This window comes from Pseudomonas sp. NFPP24 (assembly GCF_900112095.1).
GTDB lineage: Bacteria > Pseudomonadota > Gammaproteobacteria > Pseudomonadales > Pseudomonadaceae > Aquipseudomonas > Aquipseudomonas extremorientalis.
Genome location: NZ_FOKD01000016.1, coordinates 1 through 24,893, shown reverse-complemented (window position 1 = coordinate 24,893; position 24,893 = coordinate 1). Strand labels below are relative to the sequence as shown.

The 24,893-nt window shown below is 61.3% G+C and carries 24 protein-coding genes; 9 read left to right on the top strand and 15 right to left on the bottom strand.

Features of this window, described 5'->3' with window-relative positions; genetic code table 11:
* Nucleotides 1–277: 277 nt before the first annotated feature.
* Both BM026_RS26420 and BM026_RS26415 read right to left on the bottom strand, forming a co-directional pair.
* The gene (locus BM026_RS26420; RefSeq protein WP_093530616.1) at nt 278–1,126 is read right to left on the bottom strand and encodes a MaoC family dehydratase; all 849 of its coding nucleotides are present in this window, start codon (nt 1,124–1,126) and stop codon (nt 278–280) included.
* 2 nt (nt 1,127–1,128) lie between these two features.
* Nucleotides 1,129–2,472 carry a 3-oxoacyl-ACP reductase gene (locus BM026_RS26415; RefSeq protein WP_071491569.1) on the bottom strand — a complete coding sequence of 448 codons (1,344 nt, stop codon included), beginning with the start codon at nt 2,470–2,472 and terminating at the stop codon, nt 1,129–1,131.
* A 105-nt stretch (nt 2,473–2,577) separates the two neighbouring features.
* Between BM026_RS26415 and BM026_RS26410 the strand changes: the two genes are divergently transcribed.
* Entirely contained in the window at nt 2,578–3,855 is a 1,278-nt protein-coding gene (locus tag BM026_RS26410) for an acetyl-CoA C-acetyltransferase (RefSeq protein WP_093530614.1), read from the top strand.
* Nucleotides 3,856–3,979: 124 nt separating this feature from the next.
* On the top strand, nt 3,980–4,879 hold the full coding sequence (locus BM026_RS26405) for a PA4780 family RIO1-like protein kinase (RefSeq protein ID WP_014716761.1): 900 nt from the start codon (nt 3,980–3,982) through the stop codon (nt 4,877–4,879).
* A gap of 133 nt (nt 4,880–5,012) precedes the next feature.
* Here BM026_RS26405 and cueR read toward each other — a convergent pair whose 3' ends face one another.
* The 3 genes from cueR to BM026_RS26390 all read right to left on the bottom strand — a co-directional run bounded on the left by cueR (nt 5,013) and on the right by BM026_RS26390 (nt 8,059).
* Nucleotides 5,013–5,414: a Cu(I)-responsive transcriptional regulator gene (cueR, locus tag BM026_RS26400; protein WP_092250025.1), complete on the bottom strand. Its 402-nt coding sequence runs from the start codon at nt 5,412–5,414 to the stop codon at nt 5,013–5,015.
* A complete protein-coding gene (locus BM026_RS26395; RefSeq protein ID WP_093530612.1) occupies nt 5,411–7,612 on the bottom strand; it encodes a heavy metal translocating P-type ATPase in 2,202 nt (733 codons plus the stop codon). The genes cueR and BM026_RS26395 overlap by 4 nt, the downstream gene beginning before the upstream one ends.
* A gap of 66 nt (nt 7,613–7,678) precedes the next feature.
* Nucleotides 7,679–8,059 carry a hypothetical protein gene (locus BM026_RS26390; protein ID WP_071491565.1) on the bottom strand — a complete coding sequence of 127 codons (381 nt, stop codon included), beginning with the start codon at nt 8,057–8,059 and terminating at the stop codon, nt 7,679–7,681.
* 147 nt (nt 8,060–8,206) lie between these two features.
* Between BM026_RS26390 and BM026_RS26385 the strand changes: the two genes are divergently transcribed.
* Both BM026_RS26385 and BM026_RS26380 read left to right on the top strand, forming a co-directional pair.
* Nucleotides 8,207–8,404: a heavy-metal-associated domain-containing protein gene (locus BM026_RS26385; protein WP_092250031.1), complete on the top strand. Its 198-nt coding sequence runs from the start codon at nt 8,207–8,209 to the stop codon at nt 8,402–8,404.
* A gap of 85 nt (nt 8,405–8,489) precedes the next feature.
* A complete protein-coding gene (locus tag BM026_RS26380) occupies nt 8,490–9,683 on the top strand; it encodes a Bcr/CflA family multidrug efflux MFS transporter (protein ID WP_093530611.1) in 1,194 nt (397 codons plus the stop codon).
* An 8-nt stretch (nt 9,684–9,691) separates the two neighbouring features.
* Here the strand turns inward: BM026_RS26380 and BM026_RS26375 are convergent, their stop codons facing one another.
* From BM026_RS26375 to BM026_RS26365, 3 genes are all read right to left on the bottom strand, one after another.
* Nucleotides 9,692–9,874 carry a hypothetical protein gene (locus tag BM026_RS26375; RefSeq protein ID WP_071491563.1) on the bottom strand — a complete coding sequence of 61 codons (183 nt, stop codon included), beginning with the start codon at nt 9,872–9,874 and terminating at the stop codon, nt 9,692–9,694.
* A 146-nt stretch (nt 9,875–10,020) separates the two neighbouring features.
* On the bottom strand, nt 10,021–11,034 hold the full coding sequence (locus tag BM026_RS26370; RefSeq protein WP_092250037.1) for a zinc-binding alcohol dehydrogenase family protein: 1,014 nt from the start codon (nt 11,032–11,034) through the stop codon (nt 10,021–10,023).
* A 25-nt stretch (nt 11,035–11,059) separates the two neighbouring features.
* Nucleotides 11,060–11,353 carry a putative quinol monooxygenase gene (locus BM026_RS26365; RefSeq protein WP_092250040.1) on the bottom strand — a complete coding sequence of 98 codons (294 nt, stop codon included), beginning with the start codon at nt 11,351–11,353 and terminating at the stop codon, nt 11,060–11,062.
* A 118-nt stretch (nt 11,354–11,471) separates the two neighbouring features.
* Here BM026_RS26365 and BM026_RS26360 point away from each other — a divergent pair, with 118 nt between their 5' ends.
* Both BM026_RS26360 and BM026_RS26355 read left to right on the top strand, forming a co-directional pair.
* On the top strand, nt 11,472–12,398 hold the full coding sequence (locus BM026_RS26360) for a LysR family transcriptional regulator (RefSeq protein ID WP_071491560.1): 927 nt from the start codon (nt 11,472–11,474) through the stop codon (nt 12,396–12,398).
* A gap of 137 nt (nt 12,399–12,535) precedes the next feature.
* Nucleotides 12,536–13,225, top strand: coding sequence for an ArsR/SmtB family transcription factor (locus tag BM026_RS26355; RefSeq protein WP_092250044.1), 690 nt, complete (start codon nt 12,536–12,538; stop codon nt 13,223–13,225).
* Between the two features lie 50 nt (nt 13,226–13,275).
* Here BM026_RS26355 and BM026_RS26350 read toward each other — a convergent pair whose 3' ends face one another.
* On the bottom strand, nt 13,276–14,229 hold the full coding sequence (locus BM026_RS26350) for an adenosine deaminase (RefSeq protein WP_092250047.1): 954 nt from the start codon (nt 14,227–14,229) through the stop codon (nt 13,276–13,278).
* Between the two features lie 195 nt (nt 14,230–14,424).
* Here BM026_RS26350 and BM026_RS26345 point away from each other — a divergent pair, with 195 nt between their 5' ends.
* On the top strand, nt 14,425–15,516 hold the full coding sequence (locus tag BM026_RS26345) for a calcium:cation antiporter (protein ID WP_093514668.1): 1,092 nt from the start codon (nt 14,425–14,427) through the stop codon (nt 15,514–15,516).
* Here BM026_RS26345 and BM026_RS26340 read toward each other — a convergent pair whose 3' ends face one another.
* The 6 genes from BM026_RS26340 to BM026_RS26315 all read right to left on the bottom strand — a co-directional run bounded on the left by BM026_RS26340 (nt 15,517) and on the right by BM026_RS26315 (nt 21,475).
* Entirely contained in the window at nt 15,517–16,872 is a 1,356-nt protein-coding gene (locus BM026_RS26340) for an 8-oxoguanine deaminase (protein WP_093530609.1), read from the bottom strand.
* A 145-nt stretch (nt 16,873–17,017) separates the two neighbouring features.
* On the bottom strand, nt 17,018–17,704 hold the full coding sequence (locus BM026_RS26335) for an SDR family oxidoreductase (RefSeq protein ID WP_093530607.1): 687 nt from the start codon (nt 17,702–17,704) through the stop codon (nt 17,018–17,020).
* 34 nt (nt 17,705–17,738) lie between these two features.
* Entirely contained in the window at nt 17,739–18,320 is a 582-nt protein-coding gene (locus tag BM026_RS26330; protein WP_093514670.1) for an IMPACT family protein, read from the bottom strand.
* Between the two features lie 12 nt (nt 18,321–18,332).
* On the bottom strand, nt 18,333–18,992 hold the full coding sequence (locus BM026_RS26325) for a TetR/AcrR family transcriptional regulator (protein WP_058423630.1): 660 nt from the start codon (nt 18,990–18,992) through the stop codon (nt 18,333–18,335).
* A gap of 87 nt (nt 18,993–19,079) precedes the next feature.
* Nucleotides 19,080–20,474, bottom strand: coding sequence for a uracil-xanthine permease family protein (locus BM026_RS26320; RefSeq protein ID WP_071491554.1), 1,395 nt, complete (start codon nt 20,472–20,474; stop codon nt 19,080–19,082).
* Between the two features lie 80 nt (nt 20,475–20,554).
* Nucleotides 20,555–21,475 carry a LysR family transcriptional regulator gene (locus BM026_RS26315; protein ID WP_092250063.1) on the bottom strand — a complete coding sequence of 307 codons (921 nt, stop codon included), beginning with the start codon at nt 21,473–21,475 and terminating at the stop codon, nt 20,555–20,557.
* A gap of 126 nt (nt 21,476–21,601) precedes the next feature.
* Between BM026_RS26315 and BM026_RS26310 the strand changes: the two genes are divergently transcribed.
* Entirely contained in the window at nt 21,602–22,951 is a 1,350-nt protein-coding gene (locus BM026_RS26310) for an omega-aminotransferase AptA (protein WP_065900385.1), read from the top strand.
* Between the two features lie 39 nt (nt 22,952–22,990).
* On the top strand, nt 22,991–24,484 hold the full coding sequence (locus BM026_RS26305; protein WP_093530605.1) for a CoA-acylating methylmalonate-semialdehyde dehydrogenase: 1,494 nt from the start codon (nt 22,991–22,993) through the stop codon (nt 24,482–24,484).
* The last annotated feature ends 409 nt before the right edge of the window (nt 24,485–24,893 follow it).

Here is a 24,893-nt window from a genome sequence, read left to right as displayed (position 1 = left end):
ACCTTGGTTGTCTTCAAGCGCTCGCTACTTCTGGGGATAGCGATGCGTTTGTCCGTGCGGCTATAACAGCCCCGGCGGTGCGTTCTCTCAATGCTCTACTTGGTATTAACGATTTATATACAGCAGCGATGTACCGGTTAAGCAACTAATACCAAGGGTGTAAAGGGTGGATGTATCAAGATATATATAGGTTATAAATCAATTGGTTAAATAAAAAAGCGGACTTCATAAAGTCCGCTATTACTTAGGGTGTATATATACAATTAATCTGTTTGTTTCAGGCGACCGGTCGCCACTTACCTACCATATGTTCAATATCGCCCGCGCCTTTCAACCGCAACTCTCCGCTGGAACCGGCGGCGCTGGACAATAACGTCACTTCACCGGGCAGGCGCACGGGTTTCCTGAACTCGACGTCGATCTCGATATTGGCGGTGGGCAAGTGTTCGCCGAGCGCGGCAACGGTGTGCGCTTTGTTCCATAACCCATGGGCGATGGCCTGGGGGAAGCCGAACAGCTTGGCGGTCAGGGCGCTGAGGTGGATCGGGTTGTAATCACCGGAGACTCGCGCATAACGACGGCCGATATCGGCGGGGGTTTTCCAGCGGGTCAGCTCGCTGACCTGGTCGGGGGGCGATTGGGCGATATCTTCTGCCGCGCCTTCCAGCTTCACGCCCCGGCACAACATGCGGCTTTCAGCTTCCCACAGCAGGCCGAGGGAGTCTTCAACCGTGGTGATCAGGTCGAAGGTTGCGCCCTTGGCGTGGGGCTTGAGGTTCTGCGCGTGTACAGCCACAGACAGGTCGCTCACACCCCCCAGGGGGCGATGAATGCGGATGCGGTTACTCAGGTGAATCAGCCCCAGCAGCGGGAACGGAAAACTCTTATCGGTGAGCAACTGCATCTGCAAACCGAACGCAAGGATATGCGGATACGTCGCCGGCAGGATCGGACCGTCGGCAAAGCCGCAGACCTTGCGATAGGCCGCTACCCGCTTGGGGTCGATGCTGACCCGGCAGCGCAACCCGTGCTCTGGCAGCGTGCGGCCGGTGATCTTGCGCTTGAGGGCCGCACGCCAATACAGCGGCGGCAGAGACGGTGCACTGTCTAACGTCTTCCATTGCATGGTTACGCCCCCAGCAGACTTTGCCCACACACCCGCAGCGCTTGCCCGCTGACCGCACCGGAACCCGGTTGGCCCAGCCAGGCCACCGCTTCGGCGACGTCCTGCGGCAGGCCGCCCTGGCCCAGCGAACTCATGCGTCGCCCGGCCTCACGCAAGGCGAACGGGATATGCGCGGTCATCTGGGTTTCGATAAACCCCGGCGCCACGGCGTTGATACTGATGCCGCGCTCCTTGAGCAGCGGCGCCCAGGCCTGTGCGAGGCCGATCAAGCCGGCCTTGCTCGCCGCATAGTTGGTTTGCCCACGGTTGCCGGCGATGCCGCTGATCGAAGCCAGCAGCACTACACGGGCGTTGTCGTGCAGGGTGCCGCTGTCGAGCAGCGCCTGGGTCAGTACCTGCGGTGCATTGAGGTTGACCGCCAGCACCGCGTCCCAGTATTCCGGGGTCATGTTTGCCAGGGTTTTGTCACGGGTGATACCCGCGTTATGCACCAGGATGTCGAGGCCTTCGGGCAAGTGTTCGATCAATTGGTTGCCGGCGTCTTCGGCGCAGATATCCAGCGCTACGGTGCGTGCACCCAGGCGTGCGGCCAGGGCGTCGAGGTCGGCCTTGGCCTGGGGCACGTCGAGCAGGATCACCTCGGCACCATCGCGGGCCAGGGTCTCGGCGATGGATGCCCCGATGCCCCGGGCGGCGCCGGTGACCAGCGCCTTGCGCCCGGCCAGCGGCCGTGTCCAATCTTCCACCGGTGTAGTGCAAGCCTCCAGGCGGATCACCTGGCCGGAGATATAGGCGCTTTTCGGCGAGAGGAAGAAGCGCAGGGCGCCTTCCAACTGGTCTTCGGCACCGTCGCCGACATACAGCAATTGCAACACGCCACCGTTGCGCAACTCCTTGGCCAGCGAGCGACTGAAGCCTTCCAGGGCGCGTTGGGCACTGGCGGCGAACGGATCGCTGAGGTTTTCCGGCGCACGGCCGAGGATCACCAGGTGCGCACTGTTATCCAGGTTTTTCAGCAGCGGCTGGAAGAACTCGCGCAGTTGCTTGAGCTGGTCGGTGTGTTGCAAGTCGCTGGCGTCGAACACCACGGCCTTGAGTTTGGGACCGTGCCCGGGAATCCACGTCGACGTTTCAGTCCCGTAGGTGTAAATGGCATCGGTGAGTCTGTTGGCAAACGCCTGCACCTTGCTGACCAGTGCACCGCCGCCCAGCAGCAATGCGCCTTCCACCGGGCGCAGGCGCCCGGCCTGCCAGCGTTCCAGGCGTACCGGCGACGGCAGGCCAATGGCGGCGACCAGACGATGGCCGAGGCTTGAGTTGGCGAAGTCGATATAACGGTCAGACATGGAACGCTCTCCGAAGGCTGGGGTTCAAAGGGTTGACCATCCCAGGGTAGCAGTCGTTCGACTAGGCTCAGTAATCCAGCCCATAACAGACAGAGGGAGCTTTCCATGACTCAATTGCGCCGTGTAGCGATCATTGGCGGTAACCGCATTCCCTTCGCCCGTTCCAATGGCCCCTATGCCACGGCGAGCAACCAGGCAATGCTGACCGCGGCCCTCGAAGGCCTGATCGAACGCTACAACCTGCACGGCCTGCGCCTGGGTGAAGTGGCTGCCGGCGCGGTGCTCAAGCACTCGAGGGATTTCAACTTGACCCGCGAATGTGTGCTTGGCTCGCGCCTGTCCCCGCAAACCCCGGCCTATGACATTCAACAGGCCTGCGGCACCGGCCTGGAAGCGGCGTTGCTGGTGGCCAACAAGATCGCCCTGGGCCAGATCGAATGCGGGATTGCCGGTGGGGTCGACACCACCTCCGACGCACCGATCGGGGTGAACGAAGGGCTGCGCAGGCTTTTGCTGCAAGCCAACCGCAGTAAGTCCATGGCGGATAAATTAAAAGTCCTTTTACAACTTCGTCCCCATCACCTCAAGCCGGAACTGCCGCGCAACGGCGAACCGCGTACCGGTTTGTCCATGGGCCAGCACTGCGAATTGATGGCGCAGACCTGGCAGATCCCCCGCGCCGAGCAGGACCAGTTGGCCCTGGAAAGCCACCAGAAAATGGCCGCCGCCTATGCCGAGGGCTGGCACAACGATCTGCTCACGCCGTTCCTGGGCCTGACCCGCGACAACAACCTGCGTCCCGACCTGACCCTGGAAAAACTCGCCGCCCTTAAACCCGCCTTCGAACGCAGCGCAAAGGGCACGCTCACTGCCGGCAACTCCACGCCGCTCACCGACGGCGCATCGTTGGTGCTCTTGGGCAGTGAAGCGTGGGCCAGGGAGCGCGGCCTGCCGATCCTCGCGTACCTGCGCGATGGCGAAGCGGCGGCGGTGGACTTCGTCAACGGTGCCGAAGGCCTGCTGATGGCGCCGGTGTATGCGGTACCGCGCTTGCTGGCGAGGAACGGTCTGACGCTGCAGGACTTCGATTACTACGAGATCCACGAAGCCTTCGCTGCCCAAGTGTTGTGCACGCTCAAGGCTTGGGAGGATGCGGACTACTGCAAGACGCGCCTTGGACTTGACGCCCCCTTGGGTTCCATCGACCGTAGCCGCTTGAACGTTAAAGGCAGTTCCCTGGCCGCCGGCCATCCGTTTGCCGCCACCGGTGGGCGTATCGTTGCCAATCTGGCCAAGTTGCTGGGCGCGGCGGGCAAGGGGCGTGGGCTGATTTCGATCTGCGCTGCGGGCGGTCAGGGTGTTACGGCGATCATCGAGCGCTGAAACTGGCATATTGGATGCATTCTTAAGTGATCAACGGTCGCTAGCCTCTCCCACCGGCGAGCTGATTGCCGTATAACGAGTGCCATACGCGTGTTTGGTAATACAGGACCCACAATAAAAGCTGATGAAGACTCCTAAACGCATTGAACCCCTGATCGAAGACGGTCTGGTCGACGAAGTGCTGCGCCCACTCATGAGTGGTAAAGAAGCAGCTGTTTATGTGGTGCGCTGCGGCAACGAATTGCGTTGCGCCAAGGTTTACAAGGAGGCGAACAAACGAAGTTTTCGTCAAGCGTCCGAATACCAGGAAGGCCGTAAGGTCCGTAACAGCCGGCAGGCCCGGGCCATGGCCAAGGGCTCCAAGTTCGGCAAGAAAGAAACCGAGGATGCCTGGCAGAACGCCGAAGTGGCTGCATTGTTCCGCCTGGCCGGTGCGGGCGTCCGCGTGCCCCAGCCGTTCGACTTCCTTGAAGGCGTGCTGCTGATGGAACTGGTGGCCGACGAGTACGGCGATGCGGCGCCGCGTCTGAACGACGTGGTGCTGGAACCGGACCAGGCGCGCGAATACCACGCCTTCCTGATTTCCCAGATCGTGCTGATGCTGTGTACCGGCCTGGTGCACGGTGACCTGTCCGAGTTCAACGTACTGCTCACGCCCACTGGCCCTGTAATCATCGACCTGCCCCAGGCGGTGGATGCGGCGGGCAACAACCACGCGTTCAGCATGCTGGAGCGGGACGTGGGCAACATGGCTTCCTATTTCGGGCGCTTTGCCCCGGAGTTGAAGAAGACCAAGTACGCCAAGGAAATGTGGGCGCTGTACGAAGCCGGCACGTTGCACCCTGCCAGCGTGTTGACCGGTGAGTTCGACGAGCCGGAAGAACTGGCAGACGTCGGCGGTGTGATCCGCGAGATCGAAGCGGCGCGGTTGGATGAAGAGCGCCGCCAGGCGATTCGCGCGGCGGACGATGCGCCGCCGAGCAAGGTGCCGGACGAACCGCCGCCGCCGCCTTGGATGCAGTGATTGCCAGATAACTGGAAATCACAATGTGGGAGGGGGCTTGCCCCCGATAGCGGTGGATCAGCCGGCTTATCTGTAGCTGACCCACTGCAATCGGGGGCAAGCCCCCTCCCACATTGGATTTGTGCACATTCGGTCAGGCGCAGCAGCTTCCGGACGCCAACTCCTTGAGAATCGGACAATCCGGCCGATGATCGCCCTGACAGTGCTCCACCAGGTCCTGCAAGGTATCGCGCAGTTGCCCCAGCTCAAGAATCTTCTGGTTCAATGCCTCGATATGCTGGCGCGCCAAGGCTTTTACATCGGCGCTGGCCCGTTGCCGGTCCTGCCACAGGGTCAGTAGCCTGCCGACTTCCTCCAGAGAAAATCCCAGGTCGCGCGAGCGTTTGATAAACGCCAGGGTGTGCAGGTCATCTGCGCCGTATACGCGATAGCCACTGTCGGTGCGGTGGGCTGGCTTCAGCAGGCCGATGGATTCGTAGTAGCGAATCATCTTGGCGCTGAGCCCGGTCTGGCGTGCGGCTTGGCCGATGTTCATGGGCGTCGTTCCTCCAGGTCCTTGGGTTTCCAGGTCTTCAACAGTAAGGCATTGCTGACCACGCTGACACTCGACAAGGCCATTGCCGCGCCGGCCAATACCGGGTTGAGCAGGCCGAATGCGGCCAATGGAATGCCGATCAGGTTATACACAAAGGCCCAGAACAGGTTCTGACGGATCTTGGCGTAGGTCTTGCGGCTGATCTCCAGGGCTGCCGGCACCAGGCGCGGGTCGCCGCGCATCAGGGTGATACCGGCCGCGTGCATGGCCACGTCGGTGCCACCGCCCATGGCAATGCCGATATCGGCGGCGGCCAGGGCCGGGGCGTCGTTGATGCCGTCGCCCACCATGGCCACCACGCCGGTTGTCTTCAGCTCAGTGACAGTTGCGGCTTTATCGGCGGGCAGCACTTCGGCGTGTACATCGTCGATACCCAAAGCCTCGGCGACCACGCGCGCGCTGCCGTGATTATCACCGGTGAGCAAATGGCTGCTGATGTGCCGGGCCTTGAGTTGCCGTACTGCTTCCAGCGCGCCGGGCTTGAGCGTATCGCCAAAAGCGAACAGCCCCAGCACCCGCGGTTGGGCGCCTTGCTCGATCAGCCAGGACAACGTGCGGCCTTCGGCTTCCCAGGCCTTGGCCGAGTCCGCCAGGCCCCCCGCGTTCAAGCCGTTTTCTTCGAGCAGGCGGCGATTGCCCAGGGCCAGCGACTGGCCGTCCAGGGTTGCGGCGATGCCGCGTCCGGTCAGGGATTGGCTGGCCGTCACATCGGCAACTGCCAACCCTTGTTCCTTGCACGCATCCAATACGGCTTTGGCCAAAGGGTGTTCACTGCCGCGTTGCAGTGCGCCGGCGTGTTGCAGCAGCCGCGCTTCGTTGCCATCCACGGCGACCAGGTGGGCGATTTTCGGGGCGCCTGAGGTGAGGGTGCCGGTCTTGTCGAAGACCACGGCGCTCACTTCATGGGCGCGTTCCAGGGCCTCGGCGTCCTTGATCAGGATGCCGTGGCGGGCGGCAATGCCGGTGCCGGCCATGATTGCGGTGGGTGTGGCCAGGCCCAAGGCACAAGGGCAGGCGATCACCAGCACAGCCACGGCATTGATGATCGCGGTCTCCAGCGACGCTCCGTACAGCCACCAGCCCAACAGGGTGATCAACGCCAGCACCAGCACGGCCGGGACAAACACTTGGCTGACTTTATCCACCAGCTTCTGGATCGGTGCCTTGGCGGCCTGGGCGTCTTCCACCAGACGGATGATCCGCGCCAGCACGCTTTCGGCGCCGAGGGCCAGGGTGCGTACCAGCAGGCGGCCTTCGCCGTTGATGGCGCCACCGGTGACTTTGTCGCTAGGTTGCTTTGGCACCGGCAGGCTTTCGCCGCTGATCAACGCTTCGTCGGCGTGGCTCTGACCCTCGACCACTTCACCGTCCACCGGGAAGCGTTCGCCGGGTTTCACCAGCACCAGGTCATTGAGCTTGAGGACGCTGATGGCGACGTCTTCTTCGCGGCCATCCAGTACCCGAATCGCTCGCTCCGGGCGCAGGGCTTCCAGGGCGCGGATGGCGCTGGCGGTCTGGCGTTTGGCGCGGCTCTCCAGGTATTTACCCAGTAGCACCAGGGCGATCACCACGGCCGACGCTTCGAAGTACAGGTGCGGCGTCATGCCTGGGTGAGCGGTGAGCCACTCGTAGATACTCAGGCCGTAACCGGCGCTGGTGCCGATGGCGACCAGCAGGTCCATATTGCCGGCACCGGCCCGCACGGCTTTCCAGGCAGCAATATAAAAGCGTGCGCCGAAGATGAATTGGACCGGCGTGGCCAGGGCGAACTGCGCCCAGGCCGGCAGCATCCAGTGCAGGCCGAAGGGCTCCACCAGCATCGGCAATACCAACGGCAGTGCCAGCAGGATCGCCAGCAGCAACGACCAACGCTCGCGGTGCAGGCGCCGGGCCTGATCGGCATCGGTGGTGGTTTCGCTTTGGGGCAGGCTGGCGGTGTAGCCGGCTTTGTCGACGGCGGCAATCAGCACGCCGGGGTCCATCACACCGAGCACTTCGACATGGGCGCGTTCATTGGCCAGGTTGACGCTGACGCTTTGCACCCCCGGCACCTTGCTCAGCGCGCGCTCGACCCGGCCGGCACAGCTGGCGCAGGTCATGCCGCCGATGGGCAGGTCAAAGGTGGTGGATCCATTCATGGGGCAGTCCTCCAGGAGAAGTTGCCCCTAGCATCAACCTTGACCTGTGGGGAAGGTCAAGCGCCTTCAGTATTCCAATGCGGCGGGCTTGAGGTACATGCCGTCCGGGCCCTGGGCAATGCGCAACTTGCGCACATCACCGACCTTGAGCGTGATGTTCTGCGCAGGCGGTGCCAGCAGGCCCGGCAGGCAACCCGGGGATTGGCCCGGCAGTAACTTCAGGCGCAGTGACAGGTTGCCCGCCGGCAGGTTGAACGAGGTGGCCTGCTCCTGGAACAGCCGGCCCGCCAACTGGTCATTCAGGTACAGACCGATTTCGCAGTTGGTCGGCACCTCCAGGCGTTCCCGGGAAATGATCAGCACCGCATAGTCTTCTGCGGCGAATGCTTGGGGCGCGGCGGCCGACAGGCTCATCAGGCCGGCAAGGGCAAAAAACGACCAGCGCATGGCGTATGCTCCGTGGTGTGAATCGAAGATGAGTGAAGCTTGGCCTTTGAAGCGGCCAAATACCAGCCCGGCAGAAACTTCCGGAACTTGACCTTGCCATCGTGGCAAGGTCGAGACTGGGTCCAACCTCATCAAAGGAGTCATGTCATGCAAGTATTCAGCGTTGAAGGAATGACCTGCGGCCATTGCGTTCGAGCGGTGACCCAGGCGGTGCAGAACCAGGACCCGGCGGCCAGCGTGAAGGTCGACCTGGCTGCAAAAGAGGTGGGCGTCGAGAGCCGCTTGTCTGCCGAGCAAGTGATCGAGGCAATCAAAGACGAGGGCTATAGCGCCAAGCTCGCCTGACGCGGACAAATAGTTAGCGAGCTATCGTGTTCAACGCACCCAAGCGCGGCTAGACTATCGGGCTGCCGACTCACTTGGGTGCCCGATGAACCTCCGCATAATCCTGATCCTGGGTGCCTTGAGCGCCTTCGCGCCGCTGGCGATCGATTTTTACCTGCCGGGCTTCCCGGCCATGGCCAAGGCCTTTGCCACCGATGAAAAACACATCCAGCTGACCCTGGCGGTGTATTTCGGCGGCCTGGCCATCGGCCAGTTGATCTACGGTCCATTGGCTGACCGCTTTGGTCGGCGCGGTCCGCTGCTCAGCGGCGTCACCTTGTTCACCTTGGCCTCCTTCGCCTGCGCCTTTGCGCCTTCACTGGAATGGTTGATTGGCGCGCGTTTCGTGCAGGCCCTGGGCGGCTGCGCGGGCATGGTGATTTCCCGTGCCGTGGTCAGCGACAAATGCGACGCGGTGGGGTCGGCCAAAGTCTTTTCCCAACTGATGCTGGTCACTGGCCTGGCGCCGATCCTCGCGCCGCTGGCCGGTGGGTTGATGGTGGGGCTGTGGGGCTGGCAGTCGATTTTCCTGGCGCTGTCGATATTCAGCGTAATGGCGGCCATCGCGGTCGCCGTCGGGTTGCCGGAAACCTTTCCGGCCCATCAGCCGCGCCAGCCGTTGTCCGGCTCGTTGCGTCGCTATGCGGCCTTGTTGTCGGACCGCGTCTACCTCGGGTATGCCCTCACCGGTGGCATTTCGATTGCCGGGATGTTTGCCTACATCGCCGGTTCACCTTTCGTGTTTATCCAACTCTATGGCGTGCCGGCCGAGCATTACGGCTGGCTGTTCGGCTCCAACGCGGCGGGTTTTATCCTCGTGGCGCAGGTCAATGCGCGGCTGCTGTCCAGGCGCGGCCCGGCGTTCCTGCTGTCGCGCAGTGTGTGGGTCTACCTGTTGGCGGCGTTGACGTTGCTGGGTATCGCGGCATTGCGCACCGATGCATTGTGGCCATTGCTGGTGCCGCTGTTTATCTGCATTGCCAGCCTGGGCTGCATTCTGCCTAACACTTCGGCCTGCGCCATGAGCGGGCAGGGTGCACGGGCCGGTAGCGCTTCGGCGTTGCTCGGCTGCATTCAGTTTGGCGTGGCCGCCGGCGCTGCTTCGTTGGTCGGCGTGTTGCACGACGGCACGGCGATGCCGATGGCCATGGTCATCAGCTTGTGCGGTGTACTGGCGGTGACGATTGCGATGTCGACCCAGCGCCTGCAACGCAAACGGGCCTTGCAGGCGCAGGTCTGAAGAGCGGGTCAGCCAGCGGCAGAACGTTGCTGGCTGATGGGGAAACGGTGGGGGGCCTGGATACGGGCTTGCAGGGTGTCGGCAAAGGCGCGGGCCTCGGCCTCGGTGCGGAAGGTGAAGGCGTCCTGGTCGAGACGCACCTGCCATTTATTGCCTGCGGATTTTGCTAACGCTTTTATCAGGATCTTCATTGCTGACTTCCTCACGTAAAAGAATCGTGGCAAAGGCGGCCAATATAAACCCGAATACGCTCACAAATATGACAAGGATCAACTCTCTGACTAGCGGTGTCGTCCATTACTCACATGAATAATGGACGACGCTGAAAGCCGTTTTTTCAGAACCCTTCCAGCACGATCTTGCCCTTGGCCTTGCCGCTTTCCAGCAGCGCATGGGCACGGCGCAGGTTGGCCGCATTGATCACGCCGAAGTGTTCGCCCACCGTGGTTTTCAGGGTGCCGGCGTCGATCAGTTCGGCCACGCGGTTGAGCAGGTTGTGCTGCTCGATCATGTCCGGCGTTTCGAACATCGAGCGGGTGTACATGAACTCCCAATGCAACGACAGGCTTTTGCGCTTGAGCTTGCTGACGTCCAGCGCCTTGGGATCGTCGATCAGCGCCAGCTTGCCCTGGGGTTGCAGAGCCTCGACCAGCTGGTCCAGATGATGATCGGTCTGGGTCAGGCTGGCGACGTGGGTCACGTGCGGGTGGCCGGCACTTTTCAGCGCTTCGCTCAAGGGTTGGCTGTGGTCGATCACCAGCTCGGCGCCGAGGTCCCTGGCCCATGCCTGGGTTTCCGGGCGCGAAGCGGTGCCGATCACTTTCAAGGCGGTGAGCTGGCTGGCCAATTGGGTCAGGATCGAGCCCACACCACCGGCGGCACCGACGATCAGCAGGCTCTGGCCTTCATCCTGTTTACCCTCACGCACTTGCAGGCGTTCGAACAGCAGCTCCCAGGCGGTGATCGCCGTCAGTGGCAGCGCGGCGGCTTCGGCAAAGCCCAGGCTTTTCGGCATATGGCCGACGATGCGCTCGTCCACGGTGTGCAGTTCGCTGTTGCCGCCTGGGCGCACCAGGGAACCAGCGTAGAACACCTTGTCACCGGTCTTGAACAGCGTCACGTCGCTGCCGACGGCCTTGACCACACCGGCGACGTCCCAGCCCAGCACCTTGGCGGCGCCGTTTTCCGGGGCGACGTTCTGGCGCACCTTGGTGTCCACCGGGTTGACCGAGATGGCTTTGACTTCCACCAGCAGGTCACGCGGGCCGGCGACGGGCGCTGGCAGCTCGATGTCTTGCAAGGCGTTTGGATCGTTGATCGGCAGTGAGGCGTAGTAGGCAATGGCTTTCATGATGGCTCCAGAAAAACGGCGATGATCAGGCGAGAAATTTCAGGCGCTTGAGTTCGAAGTGTTCGATTACATCAGCGGCCTGGGTGCGAAAGCTCTGGATATGCGCGCTCTGGTCGTGGTCGGCGAGCGCCGCTTCGTCGCTCCAGCGTTCGAGCATGTAGAAGGTCTCGGGGTGTTGCAGGTCTTGGTGCAGGTCGTATTGTTCGCAACCGGCCTCCAGGCGCGTGGGTTCCAGCAGGCCGCGCAGCAAGGGTTCCAGGGTGGCTTGTTGGCCGGGTTTGGCGATCAGCGTGGCAATGACGTTAAAGGCGGTGGACATAGTCAACTCCAGACACGTGATGAACGGGATGCACAGATGATTGGCTATTTCCCGCGCAGATAAAAGCGGCTAAAACAGCAGTCTGTTTCAATGAAATTTTGATAATGGGCGGGAACACATGCTGCGCTTTGATGATTTGCAGTTGTTTGTACGGGCGGCGGATCTCGGGAGCCTGTCCGCAGCGGCACGGGTGATGGACCTGTCGCCCGCCGTAGCCAGCGCCGCGCTCAAGCGTATCGAACAGCAACTGGACGCGCGCTTGCTGGCGCGTTCCACCCGCAGCTTGCGCCTGACGGCCGAAGGCGAGGGCTTCCTGGAGTATGCCCGTGCTGCGTTGAGTTCACTGGACGAGGGGCGCCGTTTATTGGCCAGCGGCCAGGACCATGTCAGCGGCGTGCTGCAGCTGTCCGCCCCGTCGGATTTCGGGCGTAACCAGTTGCTGCCGTGGTTGGATGAATTTCAGCGTGAGTATCCGCAACTTACCGTCCGTCTGCTGTTGGGTGATCGGATTGCCGACCTGTTTCGCCAGCCGGTGGATATTGCCCTGCGCTATGGTGAGCCCGAGGATTCGAGCCTTATCGCGCTGCCGGTTGCGCCGGAGAATGTTCGCGTGCTGTGTGCCTCCCCCAGCTACCTCGCCCGTTATGGTCAGCCTCGGCACCTGGAGCAATTGGCCCAGCACAATTGCCTGCTCTATATGCTCGGAAGCCGGGTTCATGACCACTGGACGTTCCACGACGGCAAACGTGAAGTGAGCTTGACCGTCACGGGTGACCGCTTCAGTGACGATGCCGACGTGGTCCGTCGTTGGGCGGTGGCGGGTGTGGGGATTGCCTACAAATCCTGGCTGGATGTCAGCACCGATGTGCTCGCGGGCCGCTTGCGCCTGATCCTGCCGGAGCTGCGTGGTGAGCGCACGCCGCTCAATCTGCTGTGTGCCCATCGTGCGCAACTGAGCAAGCCCATCAACCTGTTGCGGGAAATGCTCGTATCTCGCTGTGCGACGTTGACCGCTCAATGGCCGGAGCGATTGAGCGCGACGTAGCGCCTTCCATCAGAGCAGGAAATTTCACTCAGGTCCTGTCCCTATCCGCGCTGTCAGACGCCGTGGAACCGGTGGTTTGCGCCCCTATACTCTGGCTCCCACATCAGTAGAAAAATAAGCCAACAGGGAGTGAAAAGATGGAAGCAGCACCTTGCATCAGTCAGATCGCCAGCTTGCTCGCCGAGCCCAAGCGCACCGCCATGCTGTGGGCCTTGATGGACGGTTCAGCCAAGTCACCGATAGAGTTGGCGACGTTCGCCGGTTTGTCCACGACCTCCGCCCATGCGCACCTGGCGCGACTGACCGCAGGCGGTTTGCTGCGTGTGGAAGCCAGGCGTGGCAAGCGCCTGTTTCGCGTGGCGGCGCCGGATGTCAGTGCAGCCATCGATGCCCTGGCCAGGACCACCATGGCCTGCGCTGCGCGCAGCGCGCCGGATGCTTTGCCGCCGACCCTGATTGCTCCGCCGTCGTTACGTCATGCCCGTTTGTGCCATGGGCACCTTGGTGGCGAGTTGGGGGCGCAGTTGTATCAACATCTGCTGGACGCAGGCTGGATCGAGCGCTACGAACAGCGTCCCGATGTCACGGTGAAGGGCGCCCAGCACTTGGCAAAACTGGGGATTTTTACCCAGGCATTGGCGTCGCCGCTGGTGTGTAACTGCTTTGACTGGAGCCAGCAGCAGCCGCACCTGGGCGGTGCGTTGGGGGCGGGGTTGTTGCAATTGTTTTTGCAGTCGAACTGGATCTGCGTGAGCAATGAGTCCCAGGCCTTGCAGGTCAGTGCCATCGGGCGCAGGGCGATCAGCCGGTTGGCCGTGCCTGAGTGATGGTCCAGGCATTGACTGTGCAGGAGCCGGCAAGCCGGCTCCCACGGGTATTACGGTTTGACCAGTCGCGCATCCAGGCTGTTTTGCGCCAGGCGTCTGGCCTGGTCCTGGGTCATGCCCAGTGAGCTGTACAACGCGTGGAAGTTCTCGGTGACATAACCGCCGAAGTACGCCGGGTCATCCGAGTTCACGGTCACCTTCACGCCACGCTCGAGCATGTCGAGGATGTTGTGCTGGGCCATGTCGTCGAACACGCACAGCTTGGTGTTGGACAGCGGGCACACGGTCAGCGGGATCTGCTCGTCGATGATGCGCTGCATCAGGCGCTCGTCTTCGATGGCGCGTACGCCATGGTCGATACGCTGGATTTTCAGCAGGTCGATGGCTTCCCAGATGTACTCCGGCGGGCCTTCTTCACCGGCGTGGGCGACGGTGAGGAAGCCTTCGTGGCGGGCACGGTCGAACACACGCTGGAATTTGCTTGGCGGGTGACCCATTTCAGAGCTGTCCAGGCCCACGGCCACGAACGCGTCGCGGAACGGCAGGGCCTGGTCGAGGGTTTTTTCGGCTTCGGCTTCGCTCAGGTGGCGCAGGAAGCTGAGGATCAAGCCGCTGGTGATCCCCAGTTGCTGCTCGCCATCTTTCAGCGCCGCAGCGATGCCGTTGAGTACCACTTCGAACGGTATGCCACGGTCGGTGTGGGTTTGCGGGTCGAAGAAGGGTTCAGTGTGGATCACGTTCTGCGCTTTGCAGCGCAGCAGATAGGCCCAGGTCAGGTCGTAGAAATCCTGGGAAGTGCGCAGCACGTCGGCGCCCTTGTAATACAGGTCGAGGAATTCCTGCAGGTTGTTGAAGGCGTAGGCCTTGCGCAGGGTTTCGACGTCGTTCCACGGCAGCGCAATCTTGTTGCGCTCGGCCAGGGCGAACAGCAACTCCGGCTCCAGCGAGCCTTCCAGATGCAGGTGCAGTTCAGCCTTGGGCAGGGCGTTGAGCCAATCGTACATTTTTCTAAATTCTCATCAGGTGCAATGAAGGCATTCTACAGGCCATGGCTGAAATAATCGGCAAAACCTGACCAGCAGGATTGCTTTCGTTGCATTCACGCAAGGGCGTTGTGAACTAAGGTGTAACGAAACGTTAGCGGCTTGGCGCAGTCTGTACCCCATCAATGACTGATTTGCCGTACTAAAAGGCCCGGAATGCTCACATCCCTCAAGCAAGAAAAATTCATGCTGCTGGCGCTGATTGCCGCCATCGCTGCCTATCCGCTGGAGCACTGGATGCTCCATAGTGGCCAAATCACGGCGCTGCTGGCCGGTGTGGTGCTGATCGGCTTTATCGTGGTGGCGTCGATGCGCGTGGCCCATCACGCCGAGCAGCTCGCGGAAAAAGTCGGCGATCCCTACGGCACCATGATCCTCACCCTCGCCGCCGTGCTGGTGGAAGTGGTGATCCTGGCGATCATGATGAGCAATGAGCCATCGCCCACCCTGGTGCGCGACACCATCTATTCGGCGGTGATGCTCGACATCAACGGGATCCTCGGCCTGGCCGCGCTGATGGGCGGCATCAAGCATGGTGAACAGTCCTACAACGATGACTCGGCACGCACCTACAGCGTGATGATCCTCACCGCCATGGGTGTGTCGATGGTGGTGCCGGAATTTATCCCCGAAGCCGACTGGAAAATCTATTCGGCCTTCACCATTGGCGCGATGGTGGTGTTGTACACCCTGTTCCTGCGTATGCAGGTTGGGCCGCACAGTTACTTCTTCAGCTACAGCTACCCGGAAAAGCGCCGCAAGAAACTGCCGGAAGAACAGGAAGCGCCGGCGGTCAACCTGGCGTTTTCCATTGGCACGCTGGTGTTTGGGGTGATAGTGATCGGTGCACTGGCCGAGGTGATGTCCAAGACCTTGGACCTGGGCCTGGAAGGCACAGGCGCGCCGCCGGTGATCACGGCGATCGTGGTCGCGGCCATTTCGGCGGCACCGGAGATTCTGACCGCGTTGCGGGCGGCGTTGGCGAACCGCATGCAGTCGGTGGTGAATATCGCGCTGGGTGCTTCGCTGTCGACGGTGATCCTGACGGTGCCGGTGATGGAGGCGATGGCGCTCTACACCGGGCAGCCGTTCCAGATGGCGATGACGCCGGTGCAGACCGTGATGGTGTTTATCACGCTGATCGTCAGCGCGATCAACCTCAACGATGGCGAAACCAACGCCATCGAAGGGATGACCCATTTCGTGCTGTTTGCGACCTTTATCATGCTGTCGCTGTTGGGGTTGTAATCAGCCAGCGATCAACTGACGCGCAGCCTGGGTGTGATCGGCGATCAGGCCCTTGAGGTCCAGGCCTTCGACCTGGCCGTCGATCACGCGCCATTTGCCGCCGATCATTACCCGGTCCGCACGGTCGGCGCCGCACAACAGCAACGCCGAAATCGGATCATGGCTACCGGAGAAGCGCAGCTCGTCGAGCTTGAAAAGCGCCAGGTCGGCCTGCTTGCCTACGGCCAACTCACCGATATCCGTACGCCCCAGCAACTGCGCCGAACCCTTGGTCGTCCAACCCAGCACACCTTCCGGGGTGATCTTTTCCGCGCCGTAACGCAGGCGCTGGATGTACAAAGCCTGGCGCGCTTCAAGGATCATATTCGACGCGTCGTTGGACGCGGAACCGTCCACACCCAGGCCGATAGGCGCGCCGGCCGCGAGCAGGTCCAGGGTCGGGCAGATGCCGGACGCCAGGCGCATGTTCGAGCTTGGGCAATGGCAGATGCCGGTGCCGGCAGCGCCCAGGCGCGCGATTTCATCCGGGTTGAAGTGGATGCCATGGGCCAGCCAGGTGCGCGGACCGAGCCAGCCGACGCTGTCCAGGTAATCCACGGTACGCAGGCCGAAACGTTGCAGGCAGAAATCCTCCTCGTCGAGGGTTTCCGCCAGGTGGGTGTGCAGGCGCACATCCAGGCGATTGGCCAGTTCAGCGCTGGCTTCCATGATTTCCGGGGTGACGGAAAACGGCGAGCAGGGCGCCAGTGCAATCTGGATCTGCGCGCCGTCGCCACGCTGGTGGTATTCACGGATCAGGCGCTGGCTGTCTTCGAGGATGACCTGGCCCTGTTGCACCGTCTGTTGCGGCGGCAGGCCACCGTCGGCCTCGCCCAGGCTCATGGAACCGCGGGTGAGCATGGCGCGCATGCCCAATTCGCGCACGCTTTGCACTTGCACGTCGATAGCGTTTTCCAGGCCCTCGGGGAACAGGTAGTGGTGGTCTGCCGCTGTGGTGCAGCCCGAGAGCAGCAGTTCGGCCAATGCAACTTTACTGGCCAGTGCGAGTTTTTCCGGGGTGAGCCGTGCCCAGACCGGGTACAGGGTCTTCAACCAGGGAAACAAGGGCTGATTGACCACCGGCGCCCAGGCGCGGGTGAGGGTTTGATAGAAATGATGGTGGGTGTTGATCAGCCCGGGCAGGACCACATGTTCACGGGCGTCGAACACCTGCGCGCAGGGCTGCGCGGGTTCTTGGCCCTGGGCCAGTACTTCGGTGATCACACCGTCTTGCAGCACCAGGCCGCCACGGGCATCGAGGCCATTGGCCGTGAAAATCGCGAGGGGTTTTTTTAACCAGATACGGGTCGCAGGCATTGGCCGGCTCCTCTGAATGATGGGTTCAGGTTTGCCAGCTCAGTGTTGCCCTGTCTGCTGATCCAGGGTCGCCGGTGAAGGCGAGGGGGCAGTCTACGCGCGGATTGTTATCGACGGCAATCGGTCGATAACAATCCCGCACCGCTTACCAGGCGATGGCGTCGCCTTTGTAGTCGATGAAGTGATGGCCGCCTTTGCCGGTGTAGGCGTTCACCTGGTCAACCAGGCCGCGCACGCTGGTGTCGACATCGATATGGGCGTTTTCGCCGCCCATGTCAGTCTTCACCCAGCCCGGATGCAGCGACAATACGGTCAGCTTGTGATCACCCAGCTGAGTGATAAAGCTGTTGGTCATGGAGTTGAGTGCCGCCTTGCTGGCTTTGTATAGCGCCAGGTCCGAGCCGTCGGGGATGGTCACGCTGCCCAGCACCGAACTCATGAACGCCAGCACGCCAGTGTCCTTGCGGATCTGCCCGACGAAACGCTGGGCCAGGTTGATCGGCGCTACGGCATTGGTGAAAAACAGTTGGCCGACTTCGGCCAGGGTGGCGTGGCCCGGCTCCTGGTTGGCAGGGCCCTTGACGCCGGCGTTGACGAACAGCAGGTCGAAGGTGCTGGCCTTGAGGCGTTGGCTCAGGGCGATCACGGCTTGCTGATCGTCCATGTCGAGCTTCTCGATCTGTACCGGCCCAACGGCTTTCAGCGCATCGGCCTTGCTCGGGTCACGCACGGTGGCAGTCACGTCCCAGCCGTCCTGAAGCAGTTGCTTGACCAGGCCGAGGCCCAGGCCGCGGGAGGCGCCGATGATCAGTGCGGTTTTTGGCGTAGACATGAAAAGCTTCCTTTAGCGTCGCGGTTCACGGAGTTCAGCGTTGTAGCAGGATACGCCCACGGCTGAGGTCGGCGAGTTGAATTTGCAGGGTGTCGATATGCGCTTGGCCCAAGGCCAGTTGCAGCTCGACGCCATTGGCGGTGAAGGTTTCTTCGACCACCAGCCCACCCAGTTCGGCGACGCGCAGTTTCACCAGGTTCAACTCGGCGAAGCCACAAGCGCAACTCAAGGGGACACGGCTGATCAGTTCGATGCGATCGGCGGCTTGCAGGCATTTGTTCGCTCCACCGCCATAGGCCCGGGCCAGACCGCCGGTGCCCAGCTGGATGCCGCCGTACCAGCGAATCACCAGCACCGCCACCTGATCGAAGCCCTGTGCCTCGATGGCCGCCAGGATCGGCCGCCCGGCGGTGCCGCCGGGTTCGCCATCGTCGTTGCTGCGGTATTGATCGGCCAGTTTCCAGGCCCAGCAGTTGTGCGTGGCGTTCAAGTCGCTGTGTTGCTCGAAAAACGCCTGGGCGTCCTGCGGGCTGGTGATCGGTGCGGCGAGGGTGATAAAGCGGCTTTTGCGTATTTCTTCGCGAAACTCGCAAAGGCCGGTGAGCGTGAAAGGCATAAGTCGCTTCGTTTAATAGGCGGGCTTGATGCCGCAGCCCTTGAGGATGATATGGATCAGGTTAGTGCCGGCGTCTTCCATGTCCTGCTTGGTCAGCTTGGTGCGACCGGTGACGCGGCAGATCTGGGTGGCGAAGTCGGCGTAGTGCTGGGTGCTGCCCCACAGCAGGAAGATCAGGTGCACGGGGTCTATCGGGTCCATCTTGCCAGCGTCGATCCAGGCCTGGAACACGGCTGCCCGGCCGCTGAACCAGGCGCGGTAGTCCTGGCTGAAATATTCGGTGAGGCATTCGCCGCCGCTGATGATCTCCATCGCGAAGATTCGCGAAGCCTGGGGCTGGCGACGCGAGAACTCCATCTTGGTGCGGATGTAGCGGGTGAGCGCCACGGCCGGGTCATCTTCGGCGGTCAGCGTGTTGAAGGTGCTGTCCCACAGCTCGAGGATATTGCTGAGCACCGCGATATACAGGCCCAGCTTGTTGGTGAAGTAGTAATGCAAGTTGGCCTTGGGCAGCCCGGCACTGGCCGCGATGGTGTTCATGCTGGTGCCTTTGTAGCCATGGCGCGCGAACTCGTCTTCAGCCGCCTGCAGAATCGCTTGTTCGTTCTTTTGCCGAATGCGGCTGGCGGGCTTACCGGCGTGGGTGCTGTGGGCAGGAACTTCGAGGCTCATGGAGGTTTCCGTGCTGATCGATTGAGACGACGTGTGCACAGATAACCCACCCTCAAGCCTCAGACAAGTCCTGATGCAATAAAACCGTCAAAGCGGTTCCAGGCTGTCGCTTTCCGGTGCTTTGTTTGCGGCAGCGCTGGGGGCCTTGCTTTCGGGCAGCAACAGGCACAACACGATGGCCGTCAGCCCGCCGCTGGTGATGGCGGAGTCAAACAGGTTCTGCACCAGCGTCGGCATCAGATGCAGCAGGTTCGGTTGGGCGGCGATGCCCAGGCCGACGCCAAACGAAGTGGCGATGATCAGCATGCTGCGCCGGTCCAGCGGTGCCTGGGCGAGGATGCGCACGCCAGCAGCGGCCACACTGCCGAACATCACCAGGGTGGCGCCGCCCAACACCGGCTTGGGGATTTGTTGCAGCACGGCGCCAATCATTGGAAACAGACCGAGACAAAACAGCACCGCGCCGATGTAGAGGCCAACGTAGCGGCTGGCCACGCCGGTGAGTTGGATTACACCATTGTTCTGCGCGAAGGTGGTGTTGGGGAAGGCGCTGAAGGTGGCGGCGATCATGCAGCTCACGCCATCACCGAGTACGCCGCCCTTGAGTCTGCCTATATAAGAAGGGCCGCTGATGGGTTGGCGGGCAATCATGCAGTTGGCGGTGAGGTCACCAACGGTTTCGATGCTGCTGATCAGATAAATAAGCGCGATCGGTAGGAAAGCGCTCCAGTCGAAGTTGAAACCAAAGCGGAACGGGATCGGCAGGCTGACCAGCGGCAGATCTGGCAGGGCTTGAGGCACCAGTTTGCCACTGAACCAGGCGGCCAGGCTGCCGAGGGCGAGGCCGATGATGATGGCCGAGAGGCGCACCCAAGGTGTATTCGAGCGGTTGAGCAGAATGATCGTCAACACCACGAACAGGCCCAGCGCCAGGTTGGTCGGCGCGCCGAAGTCGGCGGCATTGAAGCCGCCGCCGAGGTCGGTGATACCGACTTTGATCAAGCTGATGCCGATCAGGGTGATGACGATTCCGGTGACCAGAGGCGTGATGACTCGGCGCAGCTGCCCGATGAAGCGGCTTAATACGATCTGCACCACGGCGCCGAAAAAGCACACGCCGAAGATCATCGCCATGATGTCTTCCGGGCTGCCGCCGCGTTGTTTTACCAGGAAACCTGCCGACAGCACCGCGCCGAGAAACGCGAAGCTGGTGCCTTGCAGGCAGATCATCCCGGCGCCTATACCGAAGGGCCTGCGCGCCTGGATGAAGGTGCCGACACCGGAGACCATCAGCGCCATGCTGATCAGGTAGGGCAGATGGGCGGTGAGCCCCAGGGCGGAGCCGATGATCAGCGGCGGGGTGATGATGCCGACAAATGCAGCAAGTACATGTTGCAGGGCGGCGAGTAAGGCAGGTCCGGGTTTCGGGCGGTCGTTGAGCCCGTAGATAAGATCGCTGCTGTTGGACGTTTCTGGTGACATGGCGGGCAAACTCAAGGTCTATGTCCTTGGGCTGTTGCAAAAAGCTGTCCAACTGCTCAGCTTTTAGCTGCGAGGCCGAGTTAGCGGGTTGCCGCGAGACTTTCCAGGAAGCTTTCCAGCACCAAATGGGGGCGCCGGCCTTTGCGCGTGACCGATGCGAGGCTTAAATCGTAAAAACGCGTGGCCGGTTTCAGCGCACGCAGTCGGCCTTGCTGTACCCAAAGGCTCGCGTAGTGGTCGGGCAGGTAACCGATATAACGGCCGGTGAGGATCAGGAACGCCATGCCTTCGCGGTCGGAGGCGCTGGCCGTGCAGTTGAGCGCCTGGTAATGGGCCTGGATTTCGGCGGGCAGGCGGAAGGTCGGGGCGATGGCGTCCTGGGCGTCAATGCGTGCATCTTCCAGTTGCCTGTTGTCGGCATAGAACAACGGGTGGCCGACCGCGCAGTAGAGCAATGAACGTTCACTGTACAGCGGCTGGTATTCCAACCCCGACAAGGCGCTGGCCTGCGGCACCACGCCCACATGCAAGCGGCCATCGAGCACGCCTTGTTCGACTTCGTTGGGGGCGATCATACGGATCTGGATCTGCACGTCCGGCCCGCGCTCCTTCAGTTGTGCGAGCGCGTGGGTGATGCGCATGTGGGGCAGGGTGACGAGGTTGTCGGTGAGGCCGATGATCAACTCGCCACGCAAGTGCTGGTGCAGGCCGTTGACCTCGGTGCGAAAGCTTTCCAGGGCACTCAGCAGTTGCAGGGCCGACTGGTAGACCTCGCGGCCCTCTTCGGTCAGGGAGAAGCCGGCGCGGCCGCGTTGGCACAGTCTCAATCCGAGGCGTTGCTCCAGGTCGCTCATTTGCTGGCTGATCGCCGAACGCCCGATGCCCAGCACGGTTTCCGCCGCGGAGAAGCCGCCGCACTCCACCACGCTGCGAAAGATGCGCAGCAGGCGGATATCGAAGTCGCTGACTTGGGCCAGGGGGTCGGGTCGACGGCTGCTCATAGTTTAGTGAAGGCCTGACTGAAGGTTAGAAGAGTTGGATTTCACCGACTTTATCGTCGTGGCAATTTAGCTGCAACAACGCTTTTTCAATCCCGACGCTGCCTTTTGCCCTGCGAGGTTTTGCTGATGAACATGCCCGAAAATGCCCCATCGTCCCTGGCCAGCCAATTGAAGCTGGACGCGCACTGGATGCCATACACCGCCAACCGAAACTTCCAGCGTGACCCGCGCCTGATCGTGGCCGCCGAAGGGAGCTGGTTGACCGATGACAAGGGCCGCAAGGTGTATGACTCGTTGTCGGGCCTGTGGACCTGTGGTGCCGGGCATACGCGCAAGGAAATCCAGGAAGCGGTCGCCAAGCAGCTGGGCACGTTGGACTACTCGCCGGGCTTCCAGTACGGTCATCCATTGTCCTTCCAGTTGGCGGAAAAGATTACCGACCTGACCCCAGGCAACCTGAACCATGTGTTCTTCACTGACTCTGGCTCCGAGTGTGCCGATACGGCGGTTAAGATGGTGCGTGCGTACTGGCGCCTGAAGGGCCAGGCCACCAAGACCAAGATGATCGGTCGCGCCCGTGGTTATCACGGTGTGAACATTGCCGGTACCAGCCTGGGGGGCGTCAACGGCAACCGTAAGCTGTTTGGCCAGGGCTTGATGGACGTTGACCATTTGCCGCATACCTTGCTGGCAAGCAATGCCTTCTCCCGTGGCATGCCGGAGCAGGGCGGTATCGCGCTGGCAGACGAACTGCTCAAGCTGATCGAATTGCACGACGCGTCGAACATCGCTGCAGTGTTTGTCGAACCTATGGCCGGCTCCGCTGGCGTGCTGGTGCCGCCACAGGGTTATCTCAAGCGTCTGCGTGAGATCTGTGACCAGCACAATATCCTGCTGGTGTTCGATGAAGTGATCACCGGTTTCGGCCGTACCGGCTCGATGTTCGGTGCCGACAGCTTCGGCGTGACCCCGGACCTGATGTGCATCGCCAAGCAAGTCACCAACGGCGCGATCCCGATGGGCGCAGTGATTGCCAGCAGCGAGATCTACCAGACCTTCATGAACCAGGCGACGCCGGAGTACGCGGTGGAATTCCCCCACGGCTACACCTACTCGGCGCACCCGGTGGCCTGCGCGGCGGGCCTGGCGGCATTGGACCTGTTGCAGAAGGAAAACCTGGTGCAGAGCGTCGCTGAAGTCGCCCCGCACTTTGAGAATGCGCTGCATGGCTTGAAGGGCAGCAAGAACGTGATCGATATTCGCAACTACGGCCTGGCCGGCGCGATCCAGATTGCCCCGCGTGATGGTGATGCCATCGTGCGTCCATTCGAGGCCGGCATGGCTTTGTGGAAAGCGGGTTTCTACGTGCGCTTTGGCGGTGACACCCTGCAGTTCGGGCCAACCTTCAACAGCAAGCCGCAGGACCTGGATCGCCTGTTCGATGCGGTCGGCGAAGTGCTGAACAAGATCGACTGATTTCTCCTTCTATATAGAACAACTTTTCAGGAGCCCCGCATGAGCCTTATCCAGCATTTGATCAACGGTGAGTTGGTCAGTGATTCCGGCCGTAGTGCCGACGTGTACAACCCGTCGACCGGCCAAGTGATTCATCAAGTGCCGTTGGCCAGCCGTGAAACCATCCAGCAGGCGATCGACGCAGCCAAGGCGGCGTTCCCGGCCTGGCGTAATACTCCGCCGGCCAAGCGTGCCCAGGTGATGTTTCGTTTCAAGCAATTGCTGGAACAGAACGAAGCGCGCATTTCGCAACTGATCAGCGAAGAGCATGGCAAGACGCTGGAAGATGCCGCCGGTGAGTTGAAGCGTGGCATCGAGAACGTTGAGTACGCGTGTTCGGCACCAGAGATTCTGAAGGGCGAGTACAGCCGTAATGTAGGACCAAATATTGATGCATGGTCGGATTTCCAGCCGCTGGGCGTAGTGGCCGGTATTACCCCGTTCAACTTCCCGGCAATGGTGCCGCTGTGGATGTATCCGCTGGCGATCGTCTGCGGTAACTGTTTCATCCTGAAACCATCGGAGCGTGATCCGAGCTCGACATTGCTGATTGCACAACTGTTGCAGGAAGCCGGGCTGCCCAAAGGCGTGCTCAGCGTGGTGCACGGTGACAAGGGCGCGGTGGACGCGCTGATCGAGGCGCCGGAAGTGAAGGCGCTTAGCTTCGTGGGCTCGACGCCGATTGCCGAATACATCTACTCCGAGGCAACCAAGCGTGGCAAGCGCGTACAGGCATTGGGTGGGGCGAAGAACCACGCGGTGCTGATGCCGGATGCGGATCTGGATAACGCCGTCAGCGCTCTGATGGGTGCAGCATACGGTTCCTGCGGTGAGCGTTGCATGGCGATCTCGGTGGCGGTGTGCGTGGGCGACCAAGTGGCGGATGCGTTGATCGCCAAGCTGGTGCCGCAGGTCAAGGCACTGAAGATCGGGGCGGGGACGTCTTGTGGCCTGGATATGGGGCCGCTGGTGACTGGCCAGGCGCGGGATAAGGTCAGTGGCTATATAGAAGACGGTGTTTCTTCGGGTGCCAGGTTGGTGGTTGATGGGCGCGGACTGAGTGTTGCGGGCCATGAAGAAGGTTTCTTCCTGGGCGGTAGTCTGTTTGATCATGTGACGCCTGAAATGCGTATCTACAAAGAAGAGATCTTTGGGCCGGTGTTGTGTGTTGTGCGGGTGGATAGCCTGGAAGCGGCCATGCAACTGATCAACGACCATGAATACGGTAACGGTACGTGTATCTTCACCCGTGACGGTGAAGCGGCGCGTCTGTTCTGTGACGAGATTGAAGTGGGTATGGTGGGGGTGAATGTTCCATTGCCTGTGCCGGTGGCGTATCACAGTTTTGGTGGCTGGAAGCGTTCGCTGTTTGGCGATCTGCATGCCTACGGGCCGGATGGGGTGCGTTTCTATACTCGTCGCAAGGCGATTACCCAGCGTTGGCCGCAGCGGGCCAGTCATGAAGCCTCGCAATTTGCTTTCCCTAGTTTGTAAGTAGTGCAGAAAGCCGGCCCCTCGGGGCCGGCTTTTGCGTTTCTGGGAGTTTTTTGACCTGTGTGACAGAAATATGAAAAAAGGTGTTGACGGCAGATTCTGGAAGTCTATAATTCGCCCCACTTCCGGCGCAGTCGAAACGGAAAACTCCTTGGTAAACAAAGAGTTACGCAGAATTCGACAGCGACTTGCTTCAGTTCATCGAAGCCCAGAAGCAGTTGATAGGGCAGTGTTGTCTGGCTCTATTAACGTTTCGATCTTCTCGGTCGAAAGCGGAGAAAAAGAGGTGTTGACAGCGGCGTGTAACGCTGTAGAATTCGCCTCCCGCTAACGAGAGATCGGAAGCGCAAGTGGTTGAAGTTGTTGAAGAAATCTTCGAAAACTTCTGAAAATAATCACTTGACAGCAA

Bases quoted from the DNA above. Each gene is read 5' to 3' on its own strand.
- BM026_RS26305 (WP_093530605.1), top strand. From the start codon at position 22,991: ATGAGCCTTATCCAGCATTTGATCAACGGTGAGTTGGTCAGTGATTCC.
- BM026_RS26415 (WP_071491569.1), bottom strand. From the start codon at position 2,472: ATGTCTGACCGTTATATCGACTTCGCCAACTCAAGCCTCGGCCATCGT.
- BM026_RS26315 (WP_092250063.1), bottom strand. From the start codon at position 21,475: ATGAGCAGCCGTCGACCCGACCCCCTGGCCCAAGTCAGCGACTTCGAT.
- BM026_RS26340 (WP_093530609.1), bottom strand. From the start codon at position 16,872: ATGCCTGCGACCCGTATCTGGTTAAAAAAACCCCTCGCGATTTTCACG.
- BM026_RS26345 (WP_093514668.1), top strand. From the start codon at position 14,425: ATGCTCACATCCCTCAAGCAAGAAAAATTCATGCTGCTGGCGCTGATT.
- cueR (WP_092250025.1), bottom strand. From the start codon at position 5,414: ATGAACATCGGCCAAGCCGCACGCCAGACCGGGCTCAGCGCCAAGATG.
- BM026_RS26335 (WP_093530607.1), bottom strand. From the start codon at position 17,704: ATGTCTACGCCAAAAACCGCACTGATCATCGGCGCCTCCCGCGGCCTG.
- BM026_RS26310 (WP_065900385.1), top strand. From the start codon at position 21,602: ATGAACATGCCCGAAAATGCCCCATCGTCCCTGGCCAGCCAATTGAAG.
- BM026_RS26355 (WP_092250044.1), top strand. From the start codon at position 12,536: ATGGAAGCAGCACCTTGCATCAGTCAGATCGCCAGCTTGCTCGCCGAG.
- BM026_RS26410 (WP_093530614.1), top strand. From the start codon at position 2,578: ATGACTCAATTGCGCCGTGTAGCGATCATTGGCGGTAACCGCATTCCC.
- BM026_RS26375 (WP_071491563.1), bottom strand. From the start codon at position 9,874: ATGAAGATCCTGATAAAAGCGTTAGCAAAATCCGCAGGCAATAAATGG.
- BM026_RS26325 (WP_058423630.1), bottom strand. From the start codon at position 18,992: ATGAGCCTCGAAGTTCCTGCCCACAGCACCCACGCCGGTAAGCCCGCC.
- BM026_RS26390 (WP_071491565.1), bottom strand. From the start codon at position 8,059: ATGCGCTGGTCGTTTTTTGCCCTTGCCGGCCTGATGAGCCTGTCGGCC.
- BM026_RS26360 (WP_071491560.1), top strand. From the start codon at position 11,472: ATGCTGCGCTTTGATGATTTGCAGTTGTTTGTACGGGCGGCGGATCTC.
- BM026_RS26420 (WP_093530616.1), bottom strand. From the start codon at position 1,126: ATGCAATGGAAGACGTTAGACAGTGCACCGTCTCTGCCGCCGCTGTAT.
- BM026_RS26365 (WP_092250040.1), bottom strand. From the start codon at position 11,353: ATGTCCACCGCCTTTAACGTCATTGCCACGCTGATCGCCAAACCCGGC.
- BM026_RS26330 (WP_093514670.1), bottom strand. From the start codon at position 18,320: ATGCCTTTCACGCTCACCGGCCTTTGCGAGTTTCGCGAAGAAATACGC.
- BM026_RS26395 (WP_093530612.1), bottom strand. From the start codon at position 7,612: ATGAATGGATCCACCACCTTTGACCTGCCCATCGGCGGCATGACCTGC.
- BM026_RS26385 (WP_092250031.1), top strand. From the start codon at position 8,207: ATGCAAGTATTCAGCGTTGAAGGAATGACCTGCGGCCATTGCGTTCGA.
- BM026_RS26370 (WP_092250037.1), bottom strand. From the start codon at position 11,034: ATGAAAGCCATTGCCTACTACGCCTCACTGCCGATCAACGATCCAAAC.
- BM026_RS26320 (WP_071491554.1), bottom strand. From the start codon at position 20,474: ATGTCACCAGAAACGTCCAACAGCAGCGATCTTATCTACGGGCTCAAC.
- BM026_RS26405 (WP_014716761.1), top strand. From the start codon at position 3,980: ATGAAGACTCCTAAACGCATTGAACCCCTGATCGAAGACGGTCTGGTC.
- BM026_RS26350 (WP_092250047.1), bottom strand. From the start codon at position 14,229: ATGTACGATTGGCTCAACGCCCTGCCCAAGGCTGAACTGCACCTGCAT.
- BM026_RS26380 (WP_093530611.1), top strand. From the start codon at position 8,490: ATGAACCTCCGCATAATCCTGATCCTGGGTGCCTTGAGCGCCTTCGCG.